Genomic DNA, 18,747 nt, shown 5'->3' with positions numbered 1-18,747 from the left:
AACGATTCTAGGAATGCCCCGCGGCGACCTCGGGGGCGCGGTCGAGCCAGGCGGCGAACGCGGCGAAGTCGAAGGGCCGGCCCAGGAAGTCGGCCACGAGATCCGCGGCGTCGCGACGGCCGCCCTGGGCCAGGATGCGGTCGCGGTAGCGGTGCGCGACCTCCGGGGCGAACAGGTCGCCGGGGTCGAAGGCCGCGAAGAGGTCCTTCGCGATCACGAGCGACCACATGTAGGTGTAATACGCCGACGTGTAGCCACCGAGGTGCCCGAACGACGCGTGGAAGTGGGTGCCCTCCAGGTAGCGGTTGAGGTCGTAGCGCTCCTGCAGCAGACGGACCCGCTCGGTCAGGTCGGCGGGCCGGTCGCGGTGGGCCTCGTAGGACAACGCCGTGTAGAAGATCTGGTTGCGGACGAACAGTCCCTTGCCGAAGTCGTTCGCGGCCCGCATGCGCTGCACCAGCTCGCGCGGGATCGGCGTGCCGTCGGCGTCGGTGGCGAAGGTCTGCAGCACGTCGGCGTCCCAGGCCCACTCCTCCAGCATCTGCGAGGGCGCCTCGACGAAGTCCCACTCGGTGGCGACCCCGGAGAAGCGCGCCCACCGCTGGTCGCCGCCGAGAACGTGGTGCACGAGGTGGCCGAACTCGTGGAACAGCGTCACGACGTCGGTGTGCTGCATCAGCCCGGTCGGGAAGTTGCAGACCAGCACCCCCTCGGCCAGTTGCCGGCCGGTGATGCCGCTGGCGAGCTCGAACTGCGCGGCGTGCTTGAACTTGCCCTCCCGCGGGTGCAGGTCGAGGTGGATGCGCCCGGCGCGGACGCCGTCGACGAGCACGTCGTAGGACGCGACGTCGGCGTGCCAGGTGGGGACGTCGACCGGGACGTACTCGATGCCGAAGAGCCGCCCGGTGACCTCGAGCAGTCCGGTGCGCACCTTGGCGAAGTCGAAGTAGCGGCGTACCTCCTGGGCGTCGACCTCGAAGCGCTCGCGACGGATCAGCTCGCTGTAGTAGCTCGTGCTCGCGGCGTCGAGGCCGTCGGCGTCCGGCTCGTCGCGGCGGCGGCGCTCGAGCAGGATCGCCGCGTCCCGGCGCCCGGACGGCTCGGCGGCGTCGGCGATGCGCTCGATGAACTCGGCGACGGCGTCCGACGTCCCGATCATCTTGACGTCGGTGTCGTAGTCGGGCCACGTGCGGTAGCCCAGGATGCGCGCCTGCTCGTCGCGCAGCGCGAACATCTCCTGCAGCACGGCGTCGTTGTCCGGCCAACCCCGGTTGAGGAACGCCGTGGCCAGCTCGAGGCGGGCCGCGGCGTCCCGCGCGAAGGACCGGAACGGCAGCCAGTCGGGGTAGTCGGTCGTGATGGTGACCAGCCCCTCGTCGTCGGGCTCGTGCGCGTCGACGAAGTCCTGCGGCAGCCCGGCCAGCCGGTCGGGCGTGATGCGGATCGAGCGGACGTCGTCGCGGATGACCCGCGAGAAGTCCTGGTCCAACACGGTGAGCCGCTCGGAGATCTCCCGCAGCCGGGCCATGACGTCGTCGCCCTGGTCGACGCCGCTGCGTCGGAAGTCACGCAGCACATGCTCGCGCAGCCGCAGCGCGTCCGCGTCGTCGCCCAGCGCGTCGGGATCGGTGGCGTCGACGACGGCGTAGAGCTCGCGGTCGAGACCGCGCTCGGTGAGCACCTTGGCGATCTCCTGCGCGCGCTGCTCGGCGAGCTCGCGGACGGCGGGGTCGGGGTGGACCTCGCTCACCAGCCCGGCCAGCGAGTCGGCGCCGCGCAGCGCGATGTCGGCGTCGTTCCACCGCGCGAGGACGGTGGACGCGTCGCGCGCGCTGCCGTCCTTCACCTCGTCCAGGACGCGGCGAGCCTCGGCGAGCTGCGCGTCGACCCGCGCGTCGAGCCAGGCGTGCCAGTCGGTGTCGGGGAGCTCCAGCGGGTGCAGATCGGTCACCCGATCGACCCTAGTCCGACCCCGGATAGTGGACCGACATGCCGCCAGCGCGAGCAGATCGGTCCACGATCGCGCTAGGCGCTCTTCTCGCGGCGCTGCGGCTTGGCCGGCTCGCGCGGGACGAGGGTCGGGTAGACGTGGTCGAGCACCGACTCGCGGGTGATCACGACGCGGGCGACGTCCTCGCGCGAGGGCACCTCGTACATCACCGAGAGCAGCACCTCTTCCATGATCGCGCGCAGGCCGCGGGCACCGGTGCCCCGCATGACGGCCTGGTCGGCGATCGCCTCGAGGGCGTCGTCGGTGAACTCCAGCTCGACGTTATCGAGCTCGAACATCTTGGCGTACTGCCGCACGAGCGCGTTCTTGGGCTCGGTGAGGATTTGCACGAGCGCGTCGCGGTCGAGCGGGCGGACCGAGGTGATGACGGGCAGCCGGCCGATGAACTCGGGGATCAGGCCGAACTTGATGAGGTCCTCGGGCATGACGTCGGCGAAGACGTCGCGCGTCTCCTTGTCGAACTTGGTGTGCAGTTCGGCGCCGAAGCCGAGGCCCTTCTTGCCGACGCGGTTCTCGATGAGCGTGTCGAGACCGGCGAAGGCGCCACCGACGATGAACAGCACATTGGTGGTGTCGATCTGGATGAATTCCTGGTGCGGGTGCTTGCGGCCACCCTGCGGCGGGACGGAGGCGGCGGTGCCCTCGAGGATCTTCAGCAGCGCCTGTTGCACGCCCTCGCCGGAGACGTCACGGGTGATCGACGGGTTCTCCGCCTTGCGGGCGATCTTGTCGACCTCGTCGATGTAGATGATGCCGGTCTCGGCCCGCTTGACGTCGTAGTCGGCGGCCTGGATCAGCTTGAGCAGGATGTTCTCGACGTCCTCGCCGACGTACCCGGCCTCGGTGAGCGCGGTGGCGTCGGCGATGGCGAACGGGACGTTGAGCATCCGCGCCAGCGTCTGGGCCAGCAGCGTCTTGCCCGATCCGGTGGGCCCGAGCAGCAGGATGTTGGACTTGGCGAGCTCGACGGCGGCGTCGGCGTTGCGCGGCTTGCTCTCGCCACCGGCCTGGACGCGCTTGTAGTGGTTGTAGACCGCGACGGCGAGCGTCTTCTTCGCGACGTCCTGGCCGACGACGTAGCCGTTGAGGAACTCGTAGATCTCGTTCGGCTTGGGCAGCTCGTCGAAGCTGAACTCGCTGGTCTCGGCGAGCTCCTCCTCGATGATCTCGTTGCAGAGGTCGATGCACTCGTCGCAGATGTACACGCCGGGGCCGGCGATCAGCTTCTTGACCTGCTTCTGGCTCTTCCCGCAGAACGAGCACTTCAACAGGTCGCCTGTCTCACCGACACGTGGTGCCACGGACGACACTCCCTATCAACACTGCTCGTGGACGGACCCGTCCGGGGGGACGGACCCGTGCGGGCCAATTCGTGAACGGTACCTGTTCCCCCGGGGAAAGTCGCCGGAGAACGCGCCGGGGATGTGGTGCGACCTCGTCCCCTGTCGGGGCCCGGCCGGCGAACCCGGCCGGGCGTCCCGACGGCCGGCGTCAGACCTGCGGCACCATCTTGCGGCTCGTGATGACCTCGTCGACCATGCCGTAGTCCTTGGCCTGCTGCGCGGTGAAGATCTTGTCGCGCTCGATGTCGGCCCGCACGGTCTCGAGGTCCTGCCCGGTGTGCCGGGCGAGGATCTCCTCCTCCAGGTCGCGCATGCGCTGGATCTCCTTGGCCTGGATGTCGAGGTCGGAGATCTGCTGCGCCCCCTCGGTCCCGCCCGAGGGCTGGTGGATGAGGATGCGCGAGTTCTGCAGCGCGAAGCGCTTGCCCTTGGTGCCCGCGGCGAGCAGGACGGCGGCGGCGGAGGCGGCCTGACCCATGCAGATCGTCTGGATCTCGGGCCGGACGTACTGCAACGTGTCGTAGACGGCGGTCAGCGCCGTGAACGACCCGCCCGGCGAGTTGATGTAGATCTGGATGTCGCGGTCGGGATCGGTGGACTCCAGCACGATCAGCTGCGCCATGACGTCGTTGGCGACGACGTCGTCGATCGGGGCGCCGAGGAAGATGATGCGCTCCTCGAACAGCTTGTTGTACGGGTTGGACTCCTTGATCCCGTAGTTCGTCTTCTCGACGAAGGACGGGAGCACGTAGCGCGACTGCGGCCCGTGGAGCTCACTCATGGTCTGCGTTCCTCTCGCCGGTTCAGGCCGGGGCCGGGGCGTTGCCGTTGGACACCTGGCCCACGCGGCTCACGATCTGGTCGATGAAGCCGTAGTCGAGCGCCTCCTGGGCGGTGAACCAGCGGTCGCGGTCGCCGTCCTTGATGATCTGCTCGACCGTCTGGCCGGTGTGCTCGGCCGTGATCTCGGCCATCTCCTGCTTGGTGAGGTTCCACTGCTCGGCCTGGATCTTGATGTCCGACGCGGTGCCGCCGAGGCCGGCCGACCCCTGGTGCATCAGGATGCGCGAGTGCGGCAGCGAGTAGCGCTTGCCGCGGGTGCCCGCGGAGAGCAGGAACTGCCCCATCGAGGCCGACAGCCCCAGCGACCACGTCGACACGTCGCAGTCGATGAGCTCCATGGTGTCGAAGATGGCCATGCCGGCCGTGACCGAGCCGCCCGGCGAGTTGATGTAGAGGTTGATGTCGCGCTCGGGCTGCTCGGCCGCGAGCAGCAGCAGCTGCGCGCAGATCTGGTTCGCGATCTGGTCGTCCACCGGCTGGCCCAGGAAGATGATCCGCTCGCGCAGCAGCCGGTCGTAGACCGAGTCGTTCAGGTTCATGCCGCCGCCTTGCGCGCGGCTGACCGGGTGGCTCACTGGAACCTTCCTTCGTCGAAATCGGGGTGCTTCACCGACCCTAACGAAGGCCGGTCCGCGGTGACTCCCGGTAGGGGCCGCGTTCGCTCTCGGCGTGATGCGCCGGTGGCTCAGGCGTTCGGCTGGTCGGTGTCGCCGGAACCGTCGGTGTCGTCGTCGCTGCCGGCGGCCTCGGCGGCCTCGGCGTCCAACGCCGCGAGGTCGACGGGGTTGCCCGACTCGTCGGTGATCGTCGCCTTCTCCAGGATCTCGGCCAGCGCCTTGTTGCGGCGGATGTCGGCCACGAGCATGGGCAGGTTCCCGGCCTGGACGATCTGGTTCGCGAACTCCTGCGGGGGCATGTTGTACTGCTGCGCCTGCCGCACGAGGTACTCGGTGAGCTCGCCGTCGCCGATCTGCACGTCGGTGCGGTCGGCGACCGCGTCGAGCAGGAACTGCGCGCGCACCGACTTCTCGGCGCTCTCGCGCATCTCGGTGTCGAACTCCTCGCGGCTCTTGCCCTGGAAGTCGAGGTAGGCCTGGAACTGGGCGTCGTCGTGGCCGAGCTGGTGCACGATCTCGTGCTCGCGGTAGTCGACCTCGGCCTTGATCGCGGACTCCGGCAGCGGGAAGTCGACCGTCTCGATGAGGTGCTCCAGCACCTTGTCGCGGGCCTGGGCGCCCTGTTCCATGACCCGGACGCGGCCGAGACGGGTACGTAGGTCGTCGCGCAGCTCGTCGACGGTGTCGAACTCGCTGGCGAGCTGGGCGAACTCGTCGTCGAGGTCGGGCAGCTCCTGCACCTTGACCGACTTGACCGTCGCGGTCACCTCGGCGTCCGTGCCGGCCTGTTCGCCGTGGCGCAGCGGCGCGGTGAAGGTGACGGTGTCGCCGGCGGCCTTGCCGGTGACGGCCTCGTCCAGGCCGTCGACGAAGTCGTCGGAGCCCACGACGTAGGAGCGGCCGGTGGCCGAGCCGCCCTCGACGGCCTCGCCGTCGACGGTCGAGGCGAGGTCCAGCGAGACGTAGTCGCCCTCCTCGACGGGGCGCTCCACGCCCTTGAGGGTGCCGAATCGCTTGCGCAGCTCCTCGACCTGCTCGGCGACGTCGTCGTCGCTCACCTCGGTGTCGTCGACGGTGACGGCGATGCCGTCGAGGTCGGGCAGCGTGATCTCGGGCCGGACGTCGACCTCGGCGGTGAAGCTCAGCGACTCGCCGTCGTCGAGGTTGGTGATGTCGATCTCGGGCTGGCCGAGCGGGCTGAGCGAGTGCTCCTGGGTGGCCTCGCTGTACAGCCGCGGCAGGACCTCGTTGACGGCCTCCTGGAGCACGGTGCCGCGCCCGACGCGCTGGTCGATCACGCGCGCGGGCACCTTGCCCGGCCGGAAACCGGGGACGCGGACCTGCTGGCCGATCGTCTTGTAGGCCGCGTCGAGGCTCGGCTGCAGCGCGTCGAAGGGCACCTCGACGGCGAGCCGGACGCGGGTCGGGCTCAGGTTCTCGACGGTGCTCTTCACGTGCGGGTACTCCTAGGTCGGCTCCACGTACAGGTCAACCCTTGACGCTACAGCGGCAACCCGTACTGCATGAAACCGCGGTCCTGGGCGACCTGGTCGTAGAGCCGCCGCGCGCGCGTGTTGGTCGGCTGGGTCAGCCAGTAGACGCGCACGCAGTGTCGCGCCCGGGCCGCGTCGGCCACGGCGGCGATGAGCGCGCGTGCCGCGCCGTGCCCGCGGGCGTCCTCGTCGACGAAGAGGTCCTGCAGGTAGCAGACGTCGGGCGAGGACGTGCTCGCGTGGACCAGGTAGTGGACGAGGCCGACCACCCGGCCGTCGACCTCGGCGACGAGGGCGTGCATCCGGTCGTCGGCGGTGAACTCCGCCCACGCCCGGTCGAAGAGGGCCTGCGGCTCGTCGTGTCGCTCGTAGCAGGCCAGGTAGGCGCGGAACAGTCGTTCCCAGGCGGCGCGATCGTCCGGATGCAGCCGGCGCACGGTGGTCATCCCGCTCCCTCGATCCTCGGGGTGTTCCCTCGCTGCGCTCGGTCGACCCTTCCTCGTGCTCGGGAGACTTGGGCGAGCTCGGTCTCGGCGCGCCACTCGTCGGGGTGTTCCCTCGCTGCGCTCGGTCAACCCCTTCCTTGGCCTCGGCCGACACGAGCAAGCTCGGTCGGCGCTCGGCCTGCGTCGGGGTGACAGGATTTGAACCTGCGGCCCCTCGCTCCCAAAGCGAGTGCGCTACCAAGCTGCGCCACACCCCGCGGCGCCCCGAGCCTAGCGGCCGGTGCCGCACCCGTTCGCCGTCCCGGGCCGCGGGGATCGCCGCACCACCGGTGCGTCCGCCTCGTAGCATCGGTGCCGTGCCCGAAGGCCATACGCTGCACCGCCTCGCGCGCGACCAGGAACGCCTCTTCGGCGGCACCGTCGTGGCGGCCAGCAGCCCGCAGGGCCGCTTCGCCGAGGGAGCGGCCCAGCTCGACGGCCAGCTGCTGACGGGCACCGAGGCCTACGGCAAGCACCTGCTGCACCACTACGGCAACGGCCGCATCCTGCACGTCCACCTCGGGCTGTACGGGAAGTTCGCCACCGGCCGGGGCGAGCCGCCCGAGCCGCGCGGCGCGCTACGGCTGCGACTGGTCAACGACGCGGCGTGGACGGACCTGCGCGGCCCCACCGCGTGCGAGCTCCTGACCCCGGACGCCGTCGAGACGCTGCTGGCCCGCCTCGGTCCCGATCCGCTGCGGGCGCGGCAGGACCCGGCCGCCGCGTACCGCCGTGTCGCGCGCAGCCGCACGCCCATCGGCGCGCTGCTCATGGACCAGTCGGTGCTCGCCGGGGTCGGCAACGTGTACCGCGCCGAGGTCCTGTTCCGTGCCCGGCTGCACCCGCTGCGGCCCGGCCGCGACGTGCCCGAGCGGCTGTGGCTCGGCATGTGGGACGACCTCGTCACCCTGATGCGCGCGGGGGTCCGGGCCGGGCGCATCGTCACCACCCGGCCCGAGGACCGCCCCGCCGGCCGGGTCACCCGCGACCGCGCGCACTACGTCTACCGGCGCACCGGGCTGCCGTGCCGGGTGTGCTCGACCCCGATCGCCGCCGCCGTCCTCGTCGCCCGCAACCTGTTCTGGTGCCCCACCTGCCAGGCACCCACCCCGTGATCGAGCGGCCCCGTGGTCGAGCGGAGGTAGTGGCCGCCGGGGCGACCGCGACGTCCTCTTGATCACCGAGCGGGGCCGGCGGGTCAGGCGAGGCCGCGGATCGTCCGGGCGGGCGGCCGGTCGCCCTTGATCGCGGCGACCATCTCCAGCGTCTGCCGCGTCTCGACGACGTTGTGGACGCGGTAGACGACGGCGCCGAGCCAGGCACAGACGGCGGTGGCCGCCAGGGTGCCGGTCAACCGCTCGCCCGGGGGCAGGCCGCCGAGCGTCTCGCCCACGAAGTCCTTGTTCGACAGCGAGACGAGCACCGGCCACCCCGTCGCCACCATCTCCGGCAGCCGCCGGGTGACCTCGAGCGAGTGATAGGTGTTCTTGCCGAAGTCGTGCGCCGGGTCGATGAGCACCCGCTCGCGGCCGACGCCCACCGCGACGGCCCGCTCGGCCAGCGCGAGCGTCCGGGCGAGCACGTCGGCCATCACGTCGTCGTAGGCGACCCGGTGCGGTCGGGTGCGCGGCTCGGCGCCACCGGCGTGCGTGCACACCAGGCCGACGTCGTGCCGGGCCGCGACCTCGGCGAGCCCCGGGTCGTGGCCACCCCACGCGTCGTTGAGCAGGTCGGCGCCCTCGGCGCAGACGGCCTCCCCCACCTCGGCACGCCAGGTGTCCACGCTGATGACGAGGTCCGGGTGCGCGTCGCGCACGGCCCGCACGAACGCGGCGGTGCGGTCTATCTCCTCGGCCGCCGAGACGACCTGGCCGGGCGCGGCCTTCACCCCGCCGATGTCGACGATGTCCGCGCCCTGCTCCACCACGGTGTGCACGCGCGCCAGGGCCTGGTCGAACGCGAACGTCGCACCGCGGTCGTAGAACGAGTCAGGGGTGCGGTTGACGATGGCCATGATCCCGAAGTCACCCGGGCCGTAGCGACGGGGCCCGAGCCTCAGCACGGCGCGTACCCGGCGACCGACACCGCAGGCGGCCGCTCGTCGACCGGCACGACGCGCTCGCGCCACCGGCCCGGTGCCGCGCGGTCGAACTGCGCGATCGTGCCCGGGACGACCTCACGCTCGCCGAACGAGCGCCGGTCGGCCACGGTCAGGATCTCCAGGGCCATGGCGCCCAGGTCGTGGACGTTCTGGTGACGGTGCGCGCGGCTGCCGAGATCCACCTGCGCGACGGCGTCGAGACCGGCCGCGGCGACGGTGTCGACGAGCGTCGCGAACTCGACGCCGTACCCGGTGGGCACCGGCAGTCGCTCGAAGTGCGCCCGGCGGATCGCCCACTCCCCCGCGAGCGGCTGCACGACCGCGCCGAGCTGCGGCCAACGGCTCGCGAGCAGCGGTCGGGCCACGAGCTCGGTGACCCGGCCACCCTGCGTGCTCGACCGGCCGCCGTCGTCCAGCACCCGGTCGTAGAACCCCTTGACGAGCCGCACGTCGGGGTCGGCGAGCAGCGGGCCGAGCAGTCCGGTGACGAAGTGCGTTCCCCACTCGGTGAGGTCAGCGTCGACGAAGACGCAGACGTCGCCGCGGGTGACGAACTGCGACTTCCACAGCGCCTCGCCCTTGCCGCCGTGCACCCCCAGGTCGGGCCGCACGTCGGCGACCGAGTGGACGCCGGCCCCGGCGGCGCGGGCCACGGCGGCGGTGTCGTCGGTCGACAGCGAGTCCATGACGACGACCTCGGCCACGACGTCGTGGTCGAGCGCGAGGTCGCGGCGGATGCGCTCGACCACGGCCCCGACCGAGGCCGCCTCGTCCCGGGCGGGGATCACCACGCTCACCCGGGTGCCTGCTTCGGCCCGCAGCCGGGCGACGCGCTCCACCGGCCAGTCCGCCGCCGCGGACGTGCGGCGGCCGAACCAGGCCGCTGCGGCGGGATGCATGCCCCACCTTCTCACCCGGCCCGCGGCGCGCGCGGCGTGCCCCGGACCGCCCGCCGCGGCTCGTCGTCGCCGTGGTGTCGCCCTCACCGGGGTGCCGCCCGCTCGCGCGGGACTGGACGGGCAGGCCACACTACGTAACGACGGGGGTCCCGGGTCGTTGTGCCCGGTGAAGCAGGACTGAGCGGGGGCTCGACATGAGATTGATGATCCACACCATCCAGCCGGGTGACGAGCTGACGATGATCGGCCCGGACGGGCAGCGCAGCGAGCGCTTCGTGCTCGGCGACCTGCCCGCGCTCCGCTGCGACTACGTGTGGATCTACCGCATGGGCGACGCGCCGATCGTCGTCGACCGCGCCTACGGCCTCGACGCGACCTTCGAGTTCCACACGCGGCACGGCGCCTCGGCGGTCAACCGGAGCTGGTGACGCGCTCGAGCGTCCGCACGTGGTGGTGCTCGTTGAGCGAGCGCAGCCGCACCCGGCCGTCCCGCCCGACGGTGAGGACGGAGAACCCGGTGTAGGCGATGCCGGCGAAGATCGTCTCCCGCGTGCCGACGACGCCGGCGACGTAGGCGTTGACCACGCCGCCGTGACACACGACCGCGATGGTGTCCTCGGGGCGGCCGGACGCGACGACGTCGCCCATCGCGGCGGCGACGGTCGCGCGGAACCGCCGTAGCCCCTCGTCGCCGTCCTGCGCGTCGAGGCGGTCGCGCATCTGCCGGACGACGGGGTGCGCGGTCTCCTCGGCCGGGATGTAGACGCCGTGGCCGAAGTCGAACTCGACCAGGCCGTCGTGGCGGCGCACGTCGAGGCCGCGCGCGGCGGCCAGCGGCTCCGCGGTCTGCACGGCCCGGCGCAGCGGGCTCGCCCACACCGCGTCGATCCGCTCCTCGGCAAGGGTCGCCGCGAGCGCCGCGGCCTGCCGCCGGCCGGTGTCGCTGAGCTCGGGATCGGGTGCCTCGCTCACCGTCTCGACCCGCTCGGGCAGGGCGTGGCGGACGAGGATCAGGCGCACGGCTGGACTCTAGGGCACCGCTACGGTCCCGCCGGGCCGGCCAGCCGGGCCAGCCGACGCAGCTGCGCGGCGACGTAGGGCCGGGCCCGACGCTGGCCGCCCCGCTCGGCGATCGCCGCCGCGAGCGCCGCGAGCCGGGCCGCGACGCGGGCGACGTCGGGCTCCCATCCCCGGCCGCGGCACTCCTCGATCCAGTGCGCGGGGGTGAGGTGGCCGCGCTGGGCATTGCACCGCCGGCAGGCGGCGACCTCGTTCTCGGCCCAGGACGGGCCGCCCTTCACCCGCGGCACGAGGTGCTCGGTCGTCGGCGGCACCAGGGGGCCGAACAGCCGGCCGCACCACACGCACGTGCCGCCGTCGCGGCGCACGGCCGCGAGCCGTCGCTGCGCCCGGTTCGGTTGCGTGACCGTCACGGCGCCGCCTGCGCGTCCATCACCCCGTCGATGGTGCCTCACCCGGGCGGCGGGCGGCACCGTGAGCGAGACCGCGTTGCCGGTGACGGCGACGGCCGGGTAGACCGGAGCCGTGAGCGGCGACGGCAGTGACGGCGGAATCGACCCGGCGCGCTTCGACGCCGAGGTGCTGCGGGCGGCCTTCGCCGCCTTCCCGAGCGGCGTCACCGTCGTGGCCGCCCGGCGGGCCGGCGAGCCCGTCGGCATGGCCGCCAGCTCGTTCACCTCGGTGTCACTCGTCCCGCCGCTGGTCTCGGTCTGCTTCGCCCGGACGTCGGCGACGTGGCCCACGCTGCGCGCCGGCGAACGGCTCGGCGTCAGCGTCCTCGCCGACGACCAGGACCGCCTCGCCCGGCAGTTCGCCGCGCGCGGCCGGGATCGCTTCGCCGACGTCCGCTCCACGACACCGGCCTCGGGTGCGGTGCTGATCGACGGCGCGTGCCTGTGGCTCGAGTGCGACGTCCACGCCGAGTTCCCGGCCGGCGACCACGTGATCGCGCTGCTCGAGGTGCACGAGATCGAGTCGTTCCCGCAGCGCCGGCCGCTCGTCTTCCACTCCAGCGAGTTCCGTCAGCTCGTCTTCCCGCCGGGCTGACGATCAGCCGGGCTCGGGCAGCTGCCGCGCCGACTCCTGCTGGTGGGTGAGCACGGCGAGCACGCGACGGTGGTGCTCGTCGGAGGGCGGCAGGTCGAGCTTGGCGAAGATGTTGTTGATGTGCTTGCTGACCGCCTTGTCGCTGACGACCAGCCGCTCGGCGATCGCGCTGTTGGAGCGGCCCTCGGCCATGACGGCGAGCACCTCCCGCTCGCGCGGCGTGAGCGCGGCGAGGCGGGCCCGCTGCCGGGTGCCGGCGAGCAGCTGCGCGACGACGTCGGGGTCGAGCGCCGTCCCGCCGTCGGCCACGCGCACCACCGCGTCGACGAAGTCGGCCACGTTGCCCACCCGGTCCTTGAGCAGGTAGCCGACGCCGCCGGAGCGGTCGGAGAGCAGTTCGGTGGCGTACACGTGCTCGACGAACTGCGACAGGATCAGGATGGGCAGACCGGGGACGGCCCGGCGGGCCGCGAGCGTCGCCCGCAGCCCCTCGTCGGTGAACGAGGGCGGCAGCCGCACGTCGACGATCGAGACGTCCGGGCGCACCTCGACGATGCGCTCGGCGAGCCCGTGCCCGTCCGCGAGCTCGGCGACCACCTCGAAGCCGTTCGCGGCGAGGATGCGGGCGAGCCCGGCGCGCAGCAGCGCGAGGTCCTCGGCGATCAGGACCCGCACGGCAACTCCACGTCGACGACGGTCGGGCCGCCCGGCGGGCTGGAGATCCGCAGCGTGCCGTCGAAGGGCGCGAGGCGGGACTGCACGCCACGCAGCCCGCTGCCGCCGAGCGGGTCGGCGCCGCCGCGGCCGTCGTCGCGGACCTGCAGCGCGAGCGCGTCGCCCCGGTCCAGGATCGTCACCCGGATCGTGTCCGCCCCGCTGTGCTTGGCGGCGTTGGTGAGCGCCTCGACGACCGTGAAGTACGCCGCCGTCTCGACCGGCCGGGCCAATCGCCGCCCGAGGCGCGCGTCCAGGACGACCGGGATCGAGCTGGTGTGCGTCATCGCCTCGAGCGCGCCGACGATGCCCCGCTCGGCCAGCAGCGGCGGGGCGATGCCCCGGACGAGGTCGCGCAGCTCGCCCAGGGCGGTCTGGATCTCGCCGCGCGCGTCGCCCACGAGGGCGCGCGCGAGCGCGGGGTCGGTGTCGAAGCTGGACTCGGCCATCCCCAGCGTCATGCCCATGGCGACCAGGCGGGCCTGCGCACCGTCGTGCAGGTCCCGTTCGATGCGGCGCAGCTCGACGGCGGACGCGTCGACGGCCGCGTGCCGGGCCGCGGCCAGCGACTCGACCCGGGCGGTGAGCCGGGTGGCGGCGCTGGCGCCGAGCAGCCAGCGGGCCAGCCAGGCGTCGCCGCGCAGCAGCGCGGTCGGGGCCAGCGCGGCGACGATGCCGAGCAGGACGGCGTTGACGACGCCGAGCGCGGCGGTGCCGAACCCCGTCACCGCCATGCCGAGGCTGCCGACCCGCTCCACGGGCAGCACGAGCCACAGCAGCGACAGCAGCAGCGTCTGCACCGTCAGATAGGTCAGCACCAGCAGGCCGGCGGCGGCGACGAGCCGCAGCGGCAGGGCGAGCCACGCGAGATCGCGCCACGTGGCGGGCGTCGTCACCAGCTGCCGCAGCCGGGGACCCCGCTCGACCGGCAGCGGCGGGTACGGCGACGCGATGGGCGGCTCGGCGCGCCGGCGTCGGCGGTCGACCAGCCCGCGCACGCCCGCCGCGGCACGGTCGGCGAGCGGGAGACCGACGCCGACGAGGCACAGCACGGCGCTGCCGAGCAGGGCGAGGAGGAGCAGCACGCCCACGACGTCCACGAGCGCGGCGGCCACCAGTGTGCGCACCGCGCGCAGCCATCGCGCCGCGGCGGCACGCCACCGGGCGGGGCCGCGTGCGTCCATCGGGTCAGTATCGCCGAGCGCGGGCGCCGGCGCGGTGGGCGACGGACCCCATCCACCGGTGGTGCCAGCACCACCGCCAAGAGGCGGCCGTGGGCCCTCGCCGCGCCGGCCACGCATTCCTAGCGTTTCGGGCATGACATCTCACACCGGAACCCCCACAGCGACGGCCGCGCCCTGGCGGCGGCGGGCCGTCGCCCTGGCCGCCGCGGTGATCGCCGCCGGCTCCGTCGGCGCCGCGACCGTCCAACCCGCGGCGGCCCGCCCCGCCGACCGCGGCACCCCGACGAGCGGGACGACCCGCGGCGGCGTCGTCCAGGACGGTCTCGACCGCCTCGTGACGAAGGACGGTTTCCCGGGCGCGCTCGCGTCCGTCAGCGGCGTCGGGCACGGCGAACGCGACTACACCGCGGGCGTCGGAGACGCGCGCACGAAGGCGCCGGTGCCCCGCGACGGCCAGGTGCGCATCGGCAGCAACACCAAGATGTTCACCGCGGTCGTGATCCTGCAGCTGGTGGGGTCGGGGCAGATCCGCCTCGACGCGTCGGTCGACACCTACCTGCCGGGGCTGCTGCGCGGCAACGGCATCGACGGGCGTCACATCACCGTGCGGCAGCTGCTGCAGCACACCAGCGGCCTGCCGAACTACACCAACGAGATCGGCACGCACTTCCTGCCGCACCAGCACGAATACCTCGAGCCGCGCCAGCTGATCGACATCGCGCTCACCCAGAAGGCGCAGTTCGCGCCGGGCACGAGCTGGGCCTACAGCAACACCAACTACGTCACGCTCGGCCTCATCGCCCAGCGGGTCACCGGACGGCCGCTCGGCGAGCTCATCACCGACCGGGTCATCGACCGGATCGGCCTGCGCCACACGTACTTCCCGAACACCGGCGACGAGCGCATCCACGGCCGGCACCCGCACGGCTACTACCGGGAGACCCCGACGACCCCGCTCACCGACGTCACCGTGCAGGACACCGGCTGGGCCTGGGCGGCCGGCGCGATCGTCGCCACCCCCAGTGACGTCAACCGCTTCATGACCGCGCTGCTCGGTGGCCGCCTGCTGCCGGCGGCCCAGCTGCGGGAGATGCAGCAGACCGTCCCGGCGACCGACCTGGGCAAGGACGCCCGTTACGGCCTCGGTCTGATCAGCGTGTCGTTGCCCTGCGGCGGCCTCGCGTGGGGCCACGGCGGGGACGTCCCCGGCTACGCGACCTCGAACTACGCCACCACCGGGGGGCGTGCCGTGACCGTCGCCGTCACCCGGCTGCAGGAGACGCAGGCCGAGGTCGACGACACCGAGGGGCTGGTGAAGACCGCGCTCTGCGCGAAGTGACGAACCGTCCACGACGCGACTGCCGCATCCGTACGCTAACGTACGGATGTGGCAGTTGCTCGTACCCCCCGGGAGGTCTGGGTCGACGCGGCGACGCGAGCGCTCGCCGCGGGCGGTGGCCCGCAGGCCGTCCGGGTCGAGGCGCTCGCCCGGCTCGTCGGCGCGACCAAGGGCAGCTTCTACTGGCACTTCGCCGACCGCGACGCGCTGCTCGCGGCCGTCCTGGACACGTGGGAGGAGCACGCCGGCCCGCCCGACGTCGAGGGTGACGGCCGCGAACGCGTCCGGCGGCTGTTCTCGACCCCGTCCGAGCGCACGGTCGAGCCGGCGGTACGGGACTGGGCCCGGCACGATCCGGCGGTGGCGCGCCGACTGCGCCGCGTCGACCGCCGGTGGCTCGACCGCCTCGGCGAGGCGTACGGCGAGTTCTGCGACGACGAGGAGGCCGAGCTGCGCGCGGTCCTCACGCTGACACTCATCGTGGGACGCCGGTTCACCGCGCTGGGGCGCGGGCGCCGGGCGAGCGCCGAGGCCGCCGAGCGCGCCCTCGCCCGACTACTCGACTGACGCCTCGGCGAGCAGGGCCCGGGCCTCGTCGGACTCGTAGAACGGGGCGAGCTGGCGGCGGACCAGGTTCTCGAGCTCACCGGCCTCGTCCAGCGCTCGCACGGCACGCGGCGCGAACCGCATCGCCTCCTCCACGAGGTCGTCGCGGCCGAGCCCGAACTCCGCGAGCAACGCGTCGAGCGGGTAGCCGCCGTAGGTGTCGAAGAAGTAGTCGACGCCCGTGAACACGAGCGAGTGCAGGTAGGGGCTCTCGCGGAACTCGAGCCAGAAGTCGTACGCGACCACGACGAGGTCGACGAGGTCGTCGTCGTCGACGCCGCCGAGCGCGTCGGCCATGGTCCGCTCCGCGAGGTCGTCCCACACGTCGAGCAGCGTCGCGACGAGCTCGTCGTCGGGCCCGGCGGTCCCGGCGAGGGAGTCGCGCCAGCGGGCGATGATGCCGCCGGCGGCGCGCTCGGCCGCGGCCCGGCCCAGCCGATCGGCCTCGCGCACCGCACCGCCGGCGACGCGGTCGCCCATCGAGAGCGCCGCCGCGACGCCCGGGATGCGCTCGGCCAGCCGGCGGTTGGCGAGCACGGCGTCGGTGGTCAGCGAGTGCAGGAAGTCGGTCAGCCACAGCCGCACGCCCGGGTTGTCCGCGAGCCGGTCGGCCAGTCGCGCGCGCACGTCGTGCATCTCGCCGAACTTGTCGAGTGCGGCCTCGACGTGGCGCCGCGGCAGCACCTCGCCCACGCGCGCCCGGTTCGCGGGATGGGTGCGGATGCGCATCGCGATGTCGCCGGCGAGCTCGGGGATCGCGCCGGGCAACCGGAAGGCGGCGACGTACTTGACCGCGACGTCGGTGACGTCGTCGCGGTCGACCACGTCGTCGAGCGTGAACCGGCGCGCGACGGCGAGCGCGTGGTCGACCTCGCGACCGACCAGCTCCGCGAGGTCGTCGCCGCGCAGGCGATCGGCCTGGAAGCGGGTGTGGGCCGCGAGGAGTCGGCGCGCGAGGTCGTCCATCCGCCGATTGTTCACCCGCGGGGCGCGACCGGCCCGGCGCGGGTCAGGTGAGGTAGCGGACGACGCTCTCGGCGACGCAGGCGGGCTTGTCGCCGCCCTCGATCTCGACGGTGGTGGCGAGCGTGACCTGGTGCGCGCCGTGGCCCAGGTCCTCGACCGACACCACGACCGAGCTCGCGCGCAGCCGCGAGCCGACCGGGACCGGCGCCGGGAAGCGGACCTTGTTCAGGCCGTAGTTGACGCCCATCCGCACGCCGCCGACGGTGTACATCTCCGCCCACAGCCGCGGCAGCAGGGCCAGGGTCATGAAGCCGTGCGCGATCGTCGTCCCGAAGGGGCCGTCGGCCGCCGCCGCCGGGTCCACGTGGATCCACTGGTGATCGCCGGTCGCGTCGGCGAACAGGTCGATCTCGTGCTGCGTGACCGTGACCCACTCGCTGTCACCGATCCGCTCGCCGGTGATCGCGGCGAGCTCGCTCACCGAGTCGAACGTCCTCATCGGGCTCCCTGGCAGTCGCGGATGTGCGGGCTCACCGTATCGGCCGGCGTCCGCCCCCCGTCGACTGGCGACTTCCCCCGCCGACTGGCGACTTTTCCGCCGACTGTCGACCTATAGGTCGACAGTCGGCCCGCAAGCCGCCAGTCGACATCGCAACTCGCCAGTCGGGCCACCCCGACGTACGGTGGGCGGGTCGCACGGCTGACACCCCCGGGAGGCCACGATGACCATGACCCGTCGCCGCACGCTGTTCGCCGCGCTGCCCGCCCTGGCTCTCGTCGCCACGGCCTGCGGGTCGCCGGGCGCCGACGACCGGTCCGCGCCGGCCGCCACGAGCAAGACGAAACACCGCGTGACCGTGTCGGTGCCCGCCGGCCGCGGCGGCGCGCCGTTCGACACGAAGCGCACCGTGGTGGTGCCCCGCGGCTGGACGATGTCGGTCTGGGCGCGACTCGACGCGCCCCGGCTCGCGGTCTGGACCCCCGACCGTCGGCTGCTCGTCTCACGCCCCGGCCACGGCGACGTCCAGGTGCTCACGCCACGCAAGGGCAAGGCGCCCGCCGCGCGGACCCTGCTCTCCGGTCTGCGGCAGCCGCACGGCCTCGCCTTCCGCGGCAACACCCTCTACGTGGCCGAGAGCAACCGCATCGACACCGTGGCGTACGCCAAGGGCAAGGCCACCGGGAAGCGTCAGCTCATCGGTGGTCTGCCCGACGCGAAGAGCCCCGAGCTCGGCGGCCAGTACGCGCACGCGCTCAAGAGCGTGGCCGTGGCGGCGAACGGCACCGTCTACCTCTCGATCGGCAGCACCGGCAACATCTCGGCGCAGGACCGCAGCGCCAGCCCGCAGCGCGCCACGATCATGCGGTGGTCGCCCACCACCAAGAAGCTGCAGGTCTACGCGCGCGGCGTGCGCAACGGCACCGGCCTCGCGCTCGACCCGAAGGGCGCGGTGTGGACGGCGGTCAACAACCGCGACCAGATCGAGTACCCGTACCACCGTGACTACGACGGCGACGGCAGCGACGACTACGGCAAGGTCATCACGTCCTACGTCAACGACCACCCGATGGAGGCGCTGGCCAAGCTCCGCTCGGGCCGCGATCTCGGCTGGCCGTACTGCCAGCCGCAGCCGGACGTGTCGGCGGGCCGCAAGGGCACCAAGTTCGACCTCGGCGACCGGCCGTTCATCCGGGACGCGGAGACGAACCCGACCGGCAGCAAGCTGGACTGCGCGAAGCTGCGGCGTCTCGAACGCGGCTTCCCGGCGCACTCGGCGCCGCTCGGACTCGCGTTCGCCACGCTGCCCAAACCCTTCGGCACCGGCGCACTGGTCGCCACGCACGGGTCGTGGAACCGGACGCCGCCCCGCGCCCCGACGGTGACGTTCCTGCACTGGTCGAAGGGCAAGCTCGGCGGCCGGCAGATCCTGGTCAGCGGGTTCCAGAACGGCGACGGCTCGCGGTGGGGCCGCCCGGTCGCGGCGGTCCGCGGGCCCGACGGTGCCGTGTACATCACCGACGACCAGGCCGGCGCCGTCTACCGGCTCGCCCGCTCGTAACGGTCGGGTCGGTCGGCGG

General features: G+C 72.9%; 20 protein-coding genes and 1 tRNA gene. 6 read left to right on the top strand and 15 right to left on the bottom strand.

Annotation, left to right across the window (positions count from 1 at the left end):
- Positions 1 to 7: 7 nt before the first annotated feature.
- The 7 genes from BUE29_RS21130 to BUE29_RS21100 all read right to left on the bottom strand — a co-directional run bounded on the left by BUE29_RS21130 (position 8) and on the right by BUE29_RS21100 (position 7,010).
- A complete protein-coding gene (locus BUE29_RS21130; RefSeq protein WP_073392505.1) occupies positions 8 to 1,951 on the bottom strand; it encodes a M3 family metallopeptidase in 1,944 nt (647 codons plus the stop codon).
- A 74-nt stretch (positions 1,952 to 2,025) separates the two neighbouring features.
- Entirely contained in the window at positions 2,026 to 3,312 is a 1,287-nt protein-coding gene (clpX, locus tag BUE29_RS21125; RefSeq protein WP_073392524.1) for an ATP-dependent Clp protease ATP-binding subunit ClpX, read from the bottom strand.
- 190 nt (positions 3,313 to 3,502) lie between these two features.
- Entirely contained in the window at positions 3,503 to 4,135 is a 633-nt protein-coding gene (locus BUE29_RS21120; RefSeq protein WP_073392503.1) for an ATP-dependent Clp protease proteolytic subunit, read from the bottom strand.
- Positions 4,136 to 4,157: 22 nt separating this feature from the next.
- Positions 4,158 to 4,736, bottom strand: a complete 579-nt coding sequence (locus tag BUE29_RS21115; protein WP_073392523.1) for an ATP-dependent Clp protease proteolytic subunit — start codon at positions 4,734 to 4,736, stop codon at positions 4,158 to 4,160.
- Positions 4,737 to 4,882: 146 nt separating this feature from the next.
- A complete protein-coding gene (tig, locus tag BUE29_RS21110; protein ID WP_073392501.1) occupies positions 4,883 to 6,268 on the bottom strand; it encodes a trigger factor in 1,386 nt (461 codons plus the stop codon).
- Positions 6,269 to 6,315: 47 nt separating this feature from the next.
- Complete coding sequence (locus BUE29_RS21105; RefSeq protein ID WP_073392500.1) at positions 6,316 to 6,753, bottom strand: GNAT family N-acetyltransferase; 438 nt, start codon at positions 6,751 to 6,753, stop codon at positions 6,316 to 6,318.
- A gap of 183 nt (positions 6,754 to 6,936) precedes the next feature.
- A tRNA-Pro gene (locus BUE29_RS21100) sits at positions 6,937 to 7,010 on the bottom strand.
- Between the two features lie 99 nt (positions 7,011 to 7,109).
- Here BUE29_RS21100 and BUE29_RS21095 point away from each other — a divergent pair.
- On the top strand, positions 7,110 to 7,907 hold the full coding sequence (locus BUE29_RS21095) for an Fpg/Nei family DNA glycosylase (protein ID WP_073392498.1): 798 nt from the start codon (positions 7,110 to 7,112) through the stop codon (positions 7,905 to 7,907).
- A gap of 83 nt (positions 7,908 to 7,990) precedes the next feature.
- On the opposite strand, the gene folP is transcribed toward BUE29_RS21095, so the two are convergent.
- Both folP and BUE29_RS21085 read right to left on the bottom strand, forming a co-directional pair.
- Positions 7,991 to 8,854, bottom strand: coding sequence for a dihydropteroate synthase (folP, locus tag BUE29_RS21090; protein WP_073392496.1), 864 nt, complete (start codon positions 8,852 to 8,854; stop codon positions 7,991 to 7,993).
- Positions 8,848 to 9,792 (bottom strand): glucosyl-3-phosphoglycerate synthase, encoded by a 945-nt coding sequence (locus tag BUE29_RS21085; protein WP_073392494.1) that lies wholly within the window; start codon positions 9,790 to 9,792, stop codon positions 8,848 to 8,850. Before BUE29_RS21085 ends, folP begins: the two co-directional genes overlap by 7 nt.
- 203 nt (positions 9,793 to 9,995) lie before the next feature.
- Here BUE29_RS21085 and BUE29_RS21080 point away from each other — a divergent pair, with 203 nt between their 5' ends.
- Positions 9,996 to 10,220, top strand: coding sequence for a hypothetical protein (locus BUE29_RS21080; protein ID WP_073392491.1), 225 nt, complete (start codon positions 9,996 to 9,998; stop codon positions 10,218 to 10,220).
- On the opposite strand, the gene BUE29_RS21075 is transcribed toward BUE29_RS21080, so the two are convergent.
- On the bottom strand, positions 10,204 to 10,812 hold the full coding sequence (locus BUE29_RS21075; RefSeq protein ID WP_073392490.1) for a histidine phosphatase family protein: 609 nt from the start codon (positions 10,810 to 10,812) through the stop codon (positions 10,204 to 10,206). The two genes, BUE29_RS21080 and BUE29_RS21075, sit on opposite strands and share 17 nt — an antisense overlap.
- Positions 10,813 to 10,832: 20 nt before the next feature.
- Positions 10,833 to 11,225 carry an HNH endonuclease gene (locus BUE29_RS21070; protein WP_073392489.1) on the bottom strand — a complete coding sequence of 131 codons (393 nt, stop codon included), beginning with the start codon at positions 11,223 to 11,225 and terminating at the stop codon, positions 10,833 to 10,835.
- Positions 11,226 to 11,337: 112 nt separating this feature from the next.
- Between BUE29_RS21070 and BUE29_RS21065 the strand changes: the two genes are divergently transcribed.
- Positions 11,338 to 11,859 carry a flavin reductase family protein gene (locus BUE29_RS21065; protein ID WP_234971543.1) on the top strand — a complete coding sequence of 174 codons (522 nt, stop codon included), beginning with the start codon at positions 11,338 to 11,340 and terminating at the stop codon, positions 11,857 to 11,859.
- A 3-nt stretch (positions 11,860 to 11,862) separates the two neighbouring features.
- Here the strand turns inward: BUE29_RS21065 and BUE29_RS21060 are convergent, their stop codons facing one another.
- Positions 11,863 to 12,534 (bottom strand): response regulator transcription factor, encoded by a 672-nt coding sequence (locus BUE29_RS21060; protein ID WP_073392487.1) that lies wholly within the window; start codon positions 12,532 to 12,534, stop codon positions 11,863 to 11,865.
- A complete protein-coding gene (locus tag BUE29_RS21055) occupies positions 12,522 to 13,757 on the bottom strand; it encodes a sensor histidine kinase (RefSeq protein ID WP_159440923.1) in 1,236 nt (411 codons plus the stop codon). Before BUE29_RS21055 ends, BUE29_RS21060 begins: the two co-directional genes overlap by 13 nt.
- Before the next feature lie 133 nt (positions 13,758 to 13,890).
- Here BUE29_RS21055 and BUE29_RS21050 point away from each other — a divergent pair, with 133 nt between their 5' ends.
- Both BUE29_RS21050 and BUE29_RS21045 read left to right on the top strand, forming a co-directional pair.
- Positions 13,891 to 15,096 carry a serine hydrolase domain-containing protein gene (locus BUE29_RS21050; RefSeq protein WP_084181616.1) on the top strand — a complete coding sequence of 402 codons (1,206 nt, stop codon included), beginning with the start codon at positions 13,891 to 13,893 and terminating at the stop codon, positions 15,094 to 15,096.
- Positions 15,097 to 15,144: 48 nt separating this feature from the next.
- Positions 15,145 to 15,663 carry a TetR/AcrR family transcriptional regulator gene (locus BUE29_RS21045; protein ID WP_073392486.1) on the top strand — a complete coding sequence of 173 codons (519 nt, stop codon included), beginning with the start codon at positions 15,145 to 15,147 and terminating at the stop codon, positions 15,661 to 15,663.
- Here BUE29_RS21045 and BUE29_RS21040 read toward each other — a convergent pair.
- Together BUE29_RS21040 and BUE29_RS21035 are read right to left on the bottom strand one after the other, a co-directional pair.
- Positions 15,652 to 16,668, bottom strand: coding sequence for a hypothetical protein (locus BUE29_RS21040; protein WP_073392484.1), 1,017 nt, complete (start codon positions 16,666 to 16,668; stop codon positions 15,652 to 15,654). The two genes, BUE29_RS21045 and BUE29_RS21040, sit on opposite strands and share 12 nt — an antisense overlap.
- Before the next feature lie 43 nt (positions 16,669 to 16,711).
- On the bottom strand, positions 16,712 to 17,167 hold the full coding sequence (locus BUE29_RS21035) for a MaoC family dehydratase (protein ID WP_073392481.1): 456 nt from the start codon (positions 17,165 to 17,167) through the stop codon (positions 16,712 to 16,714).
- A 223-nt stretch (positions 17,168 to 17,390) separates the two neighbouring features.
- Between BUE29_RS21035 and BUE29_RS21030 the strand changes: the two genes are divergently transcribed.
- Positions 17,391 to 18,728 carry a PQQ-dependent sugar dehydrogenase gene (locus BUE29_RS21030; RefSeq protein WP_073392479.1) on the top strand — a complete coding sequence of 446 codons (1,338 nt, stop codon included), beginning with the start codon at positions 17,391 to 17,393 and terminating at the stop codon, positions 18,726 to 18,728.
- The last annotated feature ends 19 nt before the right edge of the window (positions 18,729 to 18,747 follow it).

The sequence above is a fragment of the Jatrophihabitans endophyticus genome (genome assembly GCF_900129455.1).
In the GTDB taxonomy this organism is placed as follows: Bacteria; Actinomycetota; Actinomycetes; order Mycobacteriales; family Jatrophihabitantaceae; genus Jatrophihabitans; species Jatrophihabitans endophyticus.
The sequence above is the reverse complement of the archived record's forward strand: the minus strand, read 5'-3'. Positions and strand labels throughout refer to the sequence as shown.

Coding starts and splice junctions, on each gene's coding strand:
- BUE29_RS21115 (WP_073392523.1), bottom strand. CDS start 4,736: ATGAACCTGAACGACTCGGTCTACGACCGGCTGCTGCGCGAGCGGATC.
- BUE29_RS21040 (WP_073392484.1), bottom strand. CDS start 16,668: ATGGACGACCTCGCGCGCCGACTCCTCGCGGCCCACACCCGCTTCCAG.
- BUE29_RS21030 (WP_073392479.1), top strand. CDS start 17,391: ATGACCATGACCCGTCGCCGCACGCTGTTCGCCGCGCTGCCCGCCCTG.
- BUE29_RS21105 (WP_073392500.1), bottom strand. CDS start 6,753: ATGACCACCGTGCGCCGGCTGCATCCGGACGATCGCGCCGCCTGGGAA.
- BUE29_RS21050 (WP_084181616.1), top strand. CDS start 13,891: ATGACATCTCACACCGGAACCCCCACAGCGACGGCCGCGCCCTGGCGG.
- BUE29_RS21080 (WP_073392491.1), top strand. CDS start 9,996: ATGATCCACACCATCCAGCCGGGTGACGAGCTGACGATGATCGGCCCG.
- BUE29_RS21055 (WP_159440923.1), bottom strand. CDS start 13,757: ATGGACGCACGCGGCCCCGCCCGGTGGCGTGCCGCCGCGGCGCGATGG.
- BUE29_RS21035 (WP_073392481.1), bottom strand. CDS start 17,167: ATGAGGACGTTCGACTCGGTGAGCGAGCTCGCCGCGATCACCGGCGAG.
- BUE29_RS21085 (WP_073392494.1), bottom strand. CDS start 9,792: ATGCATCCCGCCGCAGCGGCCTGGTTCGGCCGCCGCACGTCCGCGGCG.
- BUE29_RS21120 (WP_073392503.1), bottom strand. CDS start 4,135: ATGAGTGAGCTCCACGGGCCGCAGTCGCGCTACGTGCTCCCGTCCTTC.